Genomic DNA, 11,142 nt, shown 5'->3' with positions numbered 1-11,142 from the left:
GCGGTGGCGTGCGCGGCGGCACCGCTCGAGGCGTAGGCGAGCGACAGCTGTGCGACCGCGCGGGTGTGCTCGCTCTGGGCGGCGGCGAACGCCGCCAGGAATTCGCCGCCGATCAGCCCCAGCGCCGGGCTCAGTGCCGAGACGTTCTCCTGCAGGTCCACCGCGCCCGCGCGCGCCACACGATCGGCGGCCTCGAGCGTCGTGTTCCCGAAGGCGCGGACGCCGTCGGGCACAACCGTGACCGAATGGCCGACGGCGGCATGATCCCCCATGATGATCCCCCCAGATCAGATGTTCGTGTGCAGCACTCTAGCTCGAGCCGGGGCGCCGCGCTCGTGTGCCTTCCGGGCCCCTCCAGGCGTCCGAAAGGCACACGACCCCACGCTATTCGACGACCGCGTCGGCCTCGATCTCGATGAGCAGGTCGGCGTCGACGAGGCGGCTGACCTCGAGAATCGTGCTGGCGGGCCGGATCTCGCCGAACACCTCGCCGTGCGCGGCGGCCGCTTCCTCCCACCGGGACATGTCGGTCAGGTACATGCGGGTGCGGATCACATCGGTCAGCTTCGCGCCGGCCTCGGCCAGCGCGGCCTCGATCGTGCGCAGGGCACCGCGGGTCTGTTCCTCGAGGGTCGCGCCGGGGGAGGTGGTGCCGGAGACCGCGACCTGGTTGCCGATGCGCACCGCGCGGGAGTAGCCGATCTTCGGTTCCCAATCGGAACCGGAGGAGATGTTCTGACGAGTCATGGCCGGAATTCTGTCAGGTGGAGGGTCGTCGAACGAAATTTCGACGACCGGTTGACAGATTGTCGCACAGGTGTTCGACTGAGCGCATGAGGTGGGCGGCACAAACCCTGGACGCCGACGACGGCGCGTTGCCCGGCTTCGATCGGGCCGGACTCGTCCGCAGCGTACAGACGCCGGACTTCGAGGGCATCACGTTCCACGAGGTGCTGTGCAAGAGCGCCCTCAACAAGACGCCGGAGGCGTCGAACCTGCCGTTCCGCTACACCGTCAACACCTTCCGCGGATGCAGTCACGCGTGCCGCTACTGCTTTGCCCGGCCCACCCACGAATACCTCGACCTCGACGCCGGGCACGACTTCGACACCCAACTCGTCGTCAAGACCAACGTGGCGGCGGTGCTGCGGCGGGAACTGTCCCGGAAATCCTGGAAGCGGGAACACGTCGCGCTCGGCACCAACACCGATCCGTATCAGCGTGCGGAGGGCCGATATCGCTTGATGCCCGGCGTCATTCGTGCGCTCGCCGAGTCCGGCACCCCGTTCTCGATCCTCACCAAGGGCACCTTGCTGCGGCGCGATCTGCCGTTGCTCACGCTCGCGGCCCGGCAGGTCGACGTCGGGGTCGCGGTGTCCCTGGCCGTCGGCGATCACGACCTGCAGCGCCAGCTCGAACCGGGCACCCCGTCACCGCAGGCCCGGCTCGATCTGATCCGCGCCGTGACCGACGCCGGACTGTCCTGTCACGTGATGGTGGCCCCGGTCATCCCGTATCTCACCGACTCGACCCGGCATCTCGACGAACTGTTCGCCGCCATCGCGCAGGCCGGAGCCTCGGGCGCGACCGTGATCCCGATGCACCTCCGCGGCGCCACCCGCGGATGGTTCCTGTCCTGGCTCGCCGCCGAGCATCCCGCGTTGGTGCGGCGGTATCGGCAGCTCTACGGACGCAGCGCGTACGTCACGCCCGAATACAAGCGCTGGCTCAAGGCCCGCGTCGTGCCCCTCGTGGAGCGCTACGGACTCGCCGGCACCGAAACCGCGCACCGGGACGTGCCGTCGCCGGTGTCCGAGCATCGTTCCGCGGATCCGGCGCTCACCCTGTTCTGACTTCTGGCTGTCCGCGCGGCGATCCGGGATCCCGGCGAAGCCCACGCGGCCCGGTCGGGCAAGATCGTCTCCTGTCGTGTCGTCGAGGAGATGTGAGGGTTGTCGGTGAGAAGTGGTGTGGTGGCCGCCGGGTTCGTGCCCGCGGTGTTCGTTCTCGGTGCGATCGTGGCGGGCTGTGGTGGCGCGGCCGCGGGCACGACGTGCGACGACTTCGCCGCCCAGGACGACGCTGCGCGCGGCGAAACCGTTCTCTCGCTTCTGGAACCACACGGCATCTCGTCCCGCGACCTGGAGAGCTATCGCGTCGTCCTCGGCAAGGTCAACGAGTACTGCGGTCTGCGCGCCGGGGCGGCTCGCGAGAGTGGGGAAGTCACGCAGAACAACATGCAGCCGATCGACGCTGCCGTCGACTGGGACAGCGTCACGCACTGAGGCGTTCGATACCGGGCCGGGATGAGGCGTTCGACGCGGGGGTCGTGTCCGAGCCCCCACGCAGGGTCGTCGACCACCTAGGCGCGAAATGTGCTGCGACGGTTGATGATCGACCATGCCTCGTTCGCGGCGATCGCCCGGGAACTCGACCTGCCCCGGGACGTAGGGGCGATCACCGTGACGCCCCGCGGGATCGCTCGCCGCCGACTCGCCACCGGTCCGGCCCGGTGGCTCGATACGCGGTGACGGTGATGGATCCGTTCCGCGTGGTCGCTCTCGCCGGAGTGAAGCCGGAATCGATGCACATCCGAGTCCGGACGAGCCACCCGACACCGCACATCGCACCTGATCGAACACGCAACAAAACTGACATCACCTGTTTTCAAATGGCGATGCCGTGTGCGACACTGCCTGAAAGTCCAACGTAGGGGTGGTTTCATGACTGCGACCGGCGAGCGCTCGAAGTTCCTCCTCGAAGATGTCGACTTCAATCGGCGAGATTGTCCCGATCGGCCGTTGCGGCCCATCCCCCCTGGTCGGGACCACTTCGCCGATCAGTGGCGTCACATGCGCGAGATCATGTTCGGCGAGTGGATAGACATCGACCGGGAAGTCGAACCCAACGATCTCACGCGCCTGCGTGACGACTACTTCTGGCAACGCGACGAGCACATGATCGGCGTGGTCGAGGCGTTCGAGCGACTCGGTCCCGAGCAGGGCCGCGCACTGTTCGAGCAGGCTCTCACCCAGGGCATCGACACGCTCGAGAACCCCCCGCACGAGTTCGTCGAACTCTTCGGGCATCTCGATCAACTGCCTGCTCAGTTCGACCTCGTCGCTGCCGAGCGGGGACGGATGCTGGCGATGTCGGCTACGTGGACTGCCACATCGATCATCAAAGGGTGGGCGCTGTACGAAACGGCGATGACCGGTGACATCTCCGCAGCCACCGGTGCCACGGGACGATTCGTGGACGACGGGCCGCGCCGCTTCCTCGAAACAGCCCGGATATTCGCCGAGTTCAGGTTGCCGGAAATTTTCGATCGCCATTCCGAGGCCTTCCAGGACGTGGTGCGCGTGCGGTTGATGCACGCACTGGCCAGTCGTGGGCTGCGCAGGAAATGGGGCGACGACGTCTTTCTCAAATTCGGAGAACCGATTCCTGCAACCTCGTTGCTCGGATTCGGCAGCGGCATGTTGCTCGGACGACTCGTCGACCACGCGTTCGGGCGAAAGTTGACCCGGCAACAGCTCGAGGATCTCGCCGAGTATTCCTCCTACTCCGGGCGTCTGTGGGGAGCTCCCGAGCTGCTCCACTCCGAGAACGGCGTCGAGCTCATCAAGTCGCTGAATTACGTTCTGGCACGGGGCGGGAACCCTTCGCCCTGGCGCGCCGAACTCGTCGATGCCATTGCCAGTCCCGCGCACGTGGTGAGTCTGACGGATACGCTTCCCGGTTTCGTCAAGAAGTGGATTTCCCGGTACTCCGATCAGATCATCGCCACCATCGCTCTCGCGCCGGCAGGGGTGGTATTCGGACACAAGCAGATAGAGGCCATGGTCGCGGGCACGCACTTCGAGCCGCTCGGATACGACTTCGAACGCCGAGTGCGCTATTTCGCGTATCTCACCAGATTGAACGTCGGGATCGCCAGGCTGGCCGACGCCGTTCCGTGGTCCAACCCCATCCGAGAGCGCAGGAACAGAAGCGGAGCAGCCGCGCGCGAGCGGGTGGCCATGATGGACAAGGTCGCCCGCGGTCGTCGTATCGCAATGACCTTCACACAGCACGATCGCTCGACGGCCGGTGAGGGTTTCACCGGTTAGCCCGACCGACGTCACGTCCGTATTCACGCCGGTGTCCGGCGCCGAGCTTGCGGAAACTCACGTGGCCAGTGCTCGCACCCCGGGGCTGGTCGACCGGCGCACGAACGCACACTCGGAGAGGCGCTCCGCGTCGGGCGTTTCGACGACGAGATCGACGGACTCCGCCAGCCGGTACGGGCGGCTGTCCACCACGGTCCCGAGCGCGCGGCGCAACCGCGACACCTCCGCGCGCACCGCGACCGCGTGATCGGCGTCGCCGAACAATGCGTGGCCGAGATCGGTGACCGACATTCCCGTCGGGCCGTGGCGGTGCAGCAACAGCAGAATCTCTGCGTGCCGCACCGTCACGGAACTGTGCCACGAGGAGTCCGCGCCGGCCACCTCCACGGAGGGACTCGACGAAAGACGGAGTGTCATCGAGATTCTCGATGTCCGCTCGGCAGGGCGGATCAGCCACCCGTGGGAGAGTTGCTCCGGCACGCACAGCCCGAGCCCGGGAACGGTGATCGGCCGGTCGCCCCGCGGGGCAGCGACCCGCCCGGTGGTCGCGACCCCCGAGGCATGCGCGACCCATCCGTGGTCGTCGACGAGCAGTAACGGTCCACTCACCGACGCGAGCAACGGCGCCGCGCGGGTGCGCAGGTGGTCGAGTCGTTGCTCGTGCCGCCGCCACAGCTGGGATTCGGCCAGCCGCACCGCGGTGTCGACCAGTGCGCTGATCGCCGGATGCAGCGTCAGCGCCGGTCCGCTGACGTCGACGATGCCGAGCATCTCACCGCTGATCGGGTCGTGGACGGGTGCCGCCGTGCAATACCACGGATGCTGGCTCTGTTCGAAGTGCTCACCCGAGAACAGTTGCACCGGAGCAGCTTCCGCGAGTGCCGTCCCGATCGCGTTGGTGCCCACCGAGGATTCGGTCCACACGGATCCCTCACGGAACCCGAGAGCGTCGGCGCGGGCCCGCACCCGCGCGGAACCGTTGCGCCACAGGATCACTCCATCGGCGTCCGTCACCACCAGGAGCAGCTGCGAGGCATCCGCCACCGGCGCGACGATCTGCGTAAGGTCGCCGATCACGGTGGACAGCGGTGACTGCCGGCGGCGGCGTTCGACCTCCTCGACCGGATAGGGGATTCGGACGTTGCCGCCGGACGGGTCGAGTCCGGCCTCGAACACCCGCGACCACGAGCGGGCGACGACCGCACGGGGACGCATCGTGGGTGTGGCTCCGCCGATCACCGCGTCGTGCATCCGGACGAGGTCGCGTGCGTGACGCGGCAGATCGGTGCCGGGTGCGATCGCGCTGAAACTGCTCACGGTTCCTCTCCGGTCTTCGGGTATCCCCCGGAGCATAGGCGTGGCGCTGTGGTCTGCGCCACAATGGTGCGTCCGCGTCGTGCCGCAAGGGCGCGTCCGCGCCGTGCAACGTGATGCAACGATTGCCGTGACCCCGTGCCCGGCTGTGTGCTGGATCACAACAACGACCGGAAGGGGATCCGCCATGACCGACATCCTCGAGCAGCCCACCGACCAGGGCCTCGACCCGCAGCGACGCGTCGACGAGTGGCTGCACGATTTCGAGGCCGCGCTCGCGTCCCGCGACGTCGACGCCGCAGCGGGCATGTTCGCCACCGACAGTTTCTGGCGCGACCTGGTCGCCTTCACCTGGAACCTCAAGACGGTCGAGGGCCGCGACGGTGTCGCGACCATGTTGCACGAGCGGCTCGACGACACCGACCCGCGCGGCTTCCGCACCACCGAGCCACCCACCGAGGAGGACGGGGTCGTCAGCGCGTGGATCGCGTTCGAGACCGCGACCGGCCGCGGGGAAGGGCACCTGCGCCTCGTCGAGGAGGGCGCATGGACGCTGCTCACGACCCTGCAGGAGCTGACCGGCCACGAGGAGGGCAAGGGCGTGCGCCGGCCGCGCGGCACCGCGCACGGCGCCGACCGGAACCGCGTCACCTGGTCCGAGCAGCGCGAGGCGGAGGAACGCGAACTCGGGTACACCCGCCAGCCGTACGTCGTGATCGTCGGCGGTGGTCAGGGCGGAATCGCGCTCGGCGCCCGCATGCGGCAGCTCGGCGTGCCCACCCTGGTGCTGGACAAGCACGACCGGCCCGGCGACCAGTGGCGCGGCCGGTACAAGTCGCTGTGCCTGCACGACCCGGTCTGGTACGACCACCTGCCGTACCTGCCGTTCCCCGACAACTGGCCGGTGTTCGCGCCGAAGGACAAGATCGGCGACTGGCTCGAGATGTACACCCGGGTCATGGAGGTGCCGTACTGGTCGAAGACGACGTGTACGTCGGCGTCCTACGACGAGGCGGCGGGGGAGTGGACCGTCCACATCGAACGCGACGGGCAGCCGCTGGTGCTGCGCCCGAAGCAGCTCGTGATCGCCACCGGAATGTCGGGTAAGCCCAACATTCCGTCGTTCCCGGGCATGGACCGGTTCCAGGGCGAACAGCACCATTCGAGCCGACACCCGGGACCCGACGCCTACGCGGGCAAGAAGACCGTGGTGATCGGCGCGAACAACTCCGCGCACGACATCTGCGGTGCGCTCTGGGAGGTCGGGGCGGACGTGACGATGGTGCAGCGGTCGTCCACGCACATCGTCAAGTCCGAATCGCTCATGGAACTCGGCCTCGGCGACCTCTACTCGGAGCGGGCGCTCGCGGCCGGGGTGACCACCCACAAGGCCGACCTGACGTTCGCGTCGCTGCCGTACCGGATCATGCACGAGTTCCAGATCCCCGTCTACGACAAGATCCGGGAACGCGACGCCGACTTCTACGACCGGCTCGAGAAGGCCGGGTTCCGGCACGACTGGGGCGACGACGGTTCCGGCCTGTTCATGAAGTACCTGCGCCGGGCATCGGGCTACTACATCGACGTCGGTGCCTCGGAACTCGTCGCGAACGGCGACATCAAGCTCGCCCACGGCGACGTGCGAGAACTGACCGAGCACGGCGTGATCCTCGAGGACGGCACCGAACTCGAAGCCGACCTCGTCGTCTACGCCACCGGCTACGGGTCCATGAACGGCTGGGTCGCCGATCTGATCGGCCAGGACGTCGCGGACAAGGTCGGCAAGTGCTGGGGCCTCGGTTCGGACACCACCAAGGACCCGGGGCCGTGGGAAGGCGAGCAACGCAACATGTGGAAGCCGACCCAGCAGGAGGGGCTGTGGTTCCACGGCGGCAACCTGCACCAGTCCCGCCACTACTCGCTGTATCTCGCACTGCAGCTCAAGGCCAGGTACGAAGGCATCCCGACGCCGGTGTTCGGGTTGCAGGAGGTGCACCACCTCAGCTGACCCCGTCGCCCCCGTGCGCGGTTTCGGTAGCGCCCGCTACCGAAACCGCGCAGTGAGCGGTGGGGGCCGGCGCGACGATCGCCGACCGCGCGCGGATGACCTATCCGGTTACGCGGAAATGTGGACCGGGGTCGGTGGTGCCGGTGGGTCGACGGGTGTTGCCTGCCCGCGCCATCCGCCATTGCAGAACGGCCACCGTCGCCAGCGCAGCGACCAGCAGCAGCACGAGTTGGACGACGTTGGCGTTCATCGCAACCTCCTGCGCTACCGGGCTTCTGCTCGCCTCACGTACCCACCGCGGCACCGGATCAAACGTCCCGTGTGCCTTCGTGGCGGTGGGCGGCGCCATTAAGGCACACGGGCGCGTCAGCGCATCGGTAGGCTCCGATCCGGGACCCGCGCACCCGGCGAAGGAGCGACTGTGGAACTCGATGTCCGCGACTCCGCAGATCTTCCGGCATCGAAGATCGAGGAGTTCTACGATTCGGTGCTCGCACCGTCGTTCGCCGACTCCGAACTGATCCCGCGTGCCGAATTCCTCGCCGACCTGAACGATCCCAGCGGTGACACCGTTGCCGCCGTGGCACTCGACGACGCCGGCGAGATTCTCGGTGGAGCTGTGGGGCAATGGTTTCCGCAGTGCCGGGTCATGCTGACCGCGTACCTGGCGATCCGGCCGGGGCAGCGGGGCGGCGGAATCGGGGGCAGGATCCTGCGGGCGGTGCTCGCGGACTGGCAGCGACGCGTCGATCCGCTGCTGGTCGTGGGTGAGGTCGAGGACCCGCGACACCACACCGACATCGGTTTCGGTGACCCCGCGAGGCGCCTGAAGTTCTACGCGTCAGCCGGGGCGAAGATCATCCCGATTCCGTACTTCCAGCCGGCCATCCAGGCCGACGGCGACCGTGTCCCGCACCTGTTCCTCATGACGTTCGCGGTATCGGACGAATGCCGTCGCGGCGATCGCAGCATCGACGCCTCGCCGGTCCGTGCCTTTCTCGAGGCCAACCTCGCCGGGAACGAGGGGAGCGTCGACCGGGACGATCCCGCCACAGCGGCATTGTTCGCCGCCGCGGCTGGAGCGACGCTCGAGCTCGTCGACCCCGCCGTTGTCCGCGGTGATCGGTGACCAACCGCACCGGTTCGTCCTACGGTTGAACGAGCACACCTCCGGCGGCCCACAAGAAGGAGGAACGAGCCATGTCCGGCAAAGTTGTTCACTTCGAAATCCCGTTCGACGACGGCGACCGCGCCCGCAGCTTCTACCGCGAAGCGTTCGGGTGGCAGATCAACGAGATGCCCGAGTTGGACTACACGATCGTCGTCACCGGTCCGACCGACGAGACCGGAATGTCGTCCGAACCCGGCTACATCGGTGGCGGCATGATGCAGCGAGGGGAAGCCGCTGCACCGGTCATCACCATCGACGTCGACGACATCGACAAGGCACTCGAAAAGATCGAATCACTCGGCGGGAAGACGGTCGCGCCCCGTGCACCCGTGGGCACGATGGGTTTCGCGGCCTACTTCAAGGACTCCGAGGGCAACCTCATGGGGCTTTGGGAGACCGCGCGCAAGGGTTGATACCCGCGTGCTCGCACGCCGACGTTCGCCGGACGATGCTGCCGGTCAGGCGGGCGCGTCCGCGACGTCGCCGCGAGCGAAGAGCTGAACGAGTGCGTCCCCGGCGCGCATGCAGGGGATCGACGACGCGGTCACGGCGTGCAGGGTCGACGCCTCCGCAGGAGTGCAGACGCCACCCAGCACGTCGTCGGTCGCGATCGCGCACGTGATCAGATCCGGCGTGAACCGCCGGGTGGTCGCCCAGCCCTGCTGCGAGGCCAGATCTCGCACGGACGTCCACTGGGAGATTTCGGCCTCGTCGGGGTGGCCGACGAACAACAGGCGCCTCTGGGTTGTAGTCACTGGGAACCCCCTGCCAACTCTGCGTGTGACCTCTCTATCGTGTGACGCTATCGCCCTTGTTACACGGAAGTGAGGTACGACACACCCGCTGTCGCGTCTCACAGGTAACGCGGTCGGACCGGCCCGCGAACGACCCCGGACGCCGCAGGCGCGCGGAAGATCATCGTTCCGCAGGCAGGTGCCCGGTCCTGTCGAGACGGACGGGATCCACGTCGCGATCGGCGGAGCGTTCGCCGTCGGCGGGGTGTGCCGGCCGGCGGGCCCGCCGGCCGGCTTCCCGACCCGGTGGACGTCCTGGTCTCCACTGCGGTCTCGGCGAGTTCGCCTACCGTTCGATCCCTACCGCCGCTTCGAGATCCGACAGCGCCCGCTCCGTGAGTGGGATGAGCGTCTCGACGTCGGGAAGTTGTTCCCTCCCCGCGACGTACCCGATGTCGAGCTTGTCGTCGTACGAGCAGACGGTGATGTTGAGGGCGAGACCGTCGTACACCGTGGAGACCGGGTAGATCGCCTCGAGGTGGGCGCCGTTCCAGTACCGATCGGTGGGCGGACCCGGCACGTTCGACAACGCCAGGTTGAACGCCGGCCGCGGAGTCGGCGCGAACGGAATCTGGGGGAGCAGCACCGTCGGCGCGATGGCGGGTAGGGCAACGGCCAGCGACGCGCCCGACCCGAGATCGGCGACCTGCTCCTTCGCCTCCGACATCGACCGATGGACGGCGGCGAGCCGCTGCGCCGGGTCGTCCAGTTCGGTGCCGAGCGTGCACAGCGCGACACCGAACGCATTGGCGTCGGCGTCGTCCGAGGCGGCGTCGCGGGACCGGACCGTGATCGGGCAGATCGCGACCAGGGATTCGTCGGGAAGTTCGTCGTGGGCGAGCAGCCAGTACCGCAGGACACCGGCGACGACGGCGGTCAGGACGTCGTTCGTGGTGGTTCCCGTTTCCTTGGCGACCGCGCGGACGCGGGCACGGGAGATCTCGGCGCCGGCGACGGAGCGCGCGGGCGCGAGCCTGCCGTTGAACCTGGTGTCGGGCGCCGAGAACGGCAGGGTCGCACTACCTCCGGTCAACGCCTTGAAGACGTTCAGGAATCCGCCTTTGCCGAGACGTACCGCGAAGTCCGCGCCTGCCGCCGCGGCCTCGACCGTCGAGCGGGCCAGGGCGAGCGGCCCCGGGAACCGTGTGCCGGCACTCGAATCCCGTTCGCGGGAGGGCTCTGCGGTGAACAGCTGCATGCCGCGGCGGTCCGGATCGTCGCACACCCAGGACTCGATCATCCGGATGCCACCGATGCCGTCGACCACCGAATGGTGCACCTTGACGAGCAATCCGATCCGATCGCCGTCGAAACCGTCGATCACGTGCACCTGCCACATGGGCCGCGACCGATCGAGCGGCTCGGCGTGCACGTCGCCGACGAACGACCATAATGCCTCACGGCCCGAACCGGCCGGCAGCGTCGTCCGGAACACGTGCTCGCTCATGTCCAGGTCGGCGTCGCGCCAGGTCCACGCCCCACCCGTGTCGACGCCGCGGTGCGGGCGACGGCGCAGCCGCGGGTCGACGAGATCCGCGTCGACCTGGCACGCACGGTGGATCTCGTCGACGAAGGCAGGTCCTGCACCCTCGGGTGGTGTCAGGACGATCAGCGCAGAGATGTGCATCGGATTCGACAGCTCCTCGGCCGTCATCATCAAGGCACCCATCGCGTCCATTGCCGCCATCGTGCTACCTCCCCCGCCTGTGGCCCCCGTATCAGGACTCCCCGCCGCAGCTTCGC

General features: G+C 67.9%; 13 protein-coding genes. 7 read left to right on the top strand and 6 right to left on the bottom strand.

The window, feature by feature from the left end; translation table 11 throughout:
- Both ACN675_RS18750 and ACN675_RS18745 read right to left on the bottom strand, forming a co-directional pair.
- Positions 1–272, bottom strand: a 272-nt coding sequence (locus ACN675_RS18750; RefSeq protein WP_420752268.1) for a type VII secretion target, incomplete at its 3' end; no start/stop codon positions are given.
- Positions 273–384: 112 nt separating this feature from the next.
- Positions 385–747, bottom strand: a complete 363-nt coding sequence (locus tag ACN675_RS18745; RefSeq protein ID WP_420752267.1) for a RidA family protein — start codon at positions 745–747, stop codon at positions 385–387.
- Between the two features lie 86 nt (positions 748–833).
- Between ACN675_RS18745 and ACN675_RS18740 the strand changes: the two genes are divergently transcribed.
- The 4 genes from ACN675_RS18740 (at position 834) to ACN675_RS18725 (ending at position 4,112) form a co-directional block, all read left to right on the top strand.
- Positions 834–1,853: an Rv2578c family radical SAM protein gene (locus ACN675_RS18740; protein WP_420752266.1), complete on the top strand. Its 1,020-nt coding sequence runs from the start codon at positions 834–836 to the stop codon at positions 1,851–1,853.
- Positions 1,854–1,952: 99 nt separating this feature from the next.
- Positions 1,953–2,285, top strand: coding sequence for a hypothetical protein (locus tag ACN675_RS18735; RefSeq protein ID WP_420752265.1), 333 nt, complete (start codon positions 1,953–1,955; stop codon positions 2,283–2,285).
- Positions 2,286–2,375: 90 nt separating this feature from the next.
- Positions 2,376–2,531: a hypothetical protein gene (locus ACN675_RS18730; protein WP_420752264.1), complete on the top strand. Its 156-nt coding sequence runs from the start codon at positions 2,376–2,378 to the stop codon at positions 2,529–2,531.
- A 192-nt stretch (positions 2,532–2,723) separates the two neighbouring features.
- Positions 2,724–4,112: a DUF2236 domain-containing protein gene (locus ACN675_RS18725; protein ID WP_420752263.1), complete on the top strand. Its 1,389-nt coding sequence runs from the start codon at positions 2,724–2,726 to the stop codon at positions 4,110–4,112.
- Positions 4,113–4,169: 57 nt separating this feature from the next.
- Here the strand turns inward: ACN675_RS18725 and ACN675_RS18720 are convergent, their stop codons facing one another.
- Entirely contained in the window at positions 4,170–5,429 is a 1,260-nt protein-coding gene (locus ACN675_RS18720) for a transcriptional regulator (protein ID WP_420752262.1), read from the bottom strand.
- A 184-nt stretch (positions 5,430–5,613) separates the two neighbouring features.
- Here ACN675_RS18720 and ACN675_RS18715 point away from each other — a divergent pair, with 184 nt between their 5' ends.
- The gene (locus tag ACN675_RS18715; protein WP_420752261.1) at positions 5,614–7,434 is read left to right on the top strand and encodes an NAD(P)-binding domain-containing protein; all 1,821 of its coding nucleotides are present in this window, start codon (positions 5,614–5,616) and stop codon (positions 7,432–7,434) included.
- Positions 7,435–7,534: 100 nt separating this feature from the next.
- Here ACN675_RS18715 and ACN675_RS18710 read toward each other — a convergent pair whose 3' ends face one another.
- Positions 7,535–7,684 carry a hypothetical protein gene (locus ACN675_RS18710; RefSeq protein WP_420752260.1) on the bottom strand — a complete coding sequence of 50 codons (150 nt, stop codon included), beginning with the start codon at positions 7,682–7,684 and terminating at the stop codon, positions 7,535–7,537.
- Between the two features lie 171 nt (positions 7,685–7,855).
- On the opposite strand from ACN675_RS18710, the gene ACN675_RS18705 reads away from it, so the two are divergent.
- Together ACN675_RS18705 and ACN675_RS18700 are read left to right on the top strand one after the other, a co-directional pair.
- The gene (locus tag ACN675_RS18705; RefSeq protein ID WP_420752259.1) at positions 7,856–8,563 is read left to right on the top strand and encodes a hypothetical protein; all 708 of its coding nucleotides are present in this window, start codon (positions 7,856–7,858) and stop codon (positions 8,561–8,563) included.
- A gap of 71 nt (positions 8,564–8,634) precedes the next feature.
- Positions 8,635–9,018 carry a VOC family protein gene (locus tag ACN675_RS18700; protein WP_420752258.1) on the top strand — a complete coding sequence of 128 codons (384 nt, stop codon included), beginning with the start codon at positions 8,635–8,637 and terminating at the stop codon, positions 9,016–9,018.
- Between the two features lie 45 nt (positions 9,019–9,063).
- Here ACN675_RS18700 and ACN675_RS18695 read toward each other — a convergent pair whose 3' ends face one another.
- Both ACN675_RS18695 and ACN675_RS18690 read right to left on the bottom strand, forming a co-directional pair.
- A complete protein-coding gene (locus tag ACN675_RS18695) occupies positions 9,064–9,360 on the bottom strand; it encodes a hypothetical protein (RefSeq protein WP_420752257.1) in 297 nt (98 codons plus the stop codon).
- A 325-nt stretch (positions 9,361–9,685) separates the two neighbouring features.
- Positions 9,686–11,086 (bottom strand): wax ester/triacylglycerol synthase family O-acyltransferase, encoded by a 1,401-nt coding sequence (locus ACN675_RS18690; RefSeq protein ID WP_420752256.1) that lies wholly within the window; start codon positions 11,084–11,086, stop codon positions 9,686–9,688.
- Between the last annotated feature and the right edge of the window lie 56 nt (positions 11,087–11,142).

This window comes from Rhodococcus sp. O3, from assembly GCF_048897285.1.
Taxonomy (GTDB): Bacteria; Actinomycetota; Actinomycetes; order Mycobacteriales; family Mycobacteriaceae; genus Rhodococcus.
Note: the sequence above shows the minus strand (reverse complement) of the source record. Positions and strands in the feature narration are given on the sequence as shown.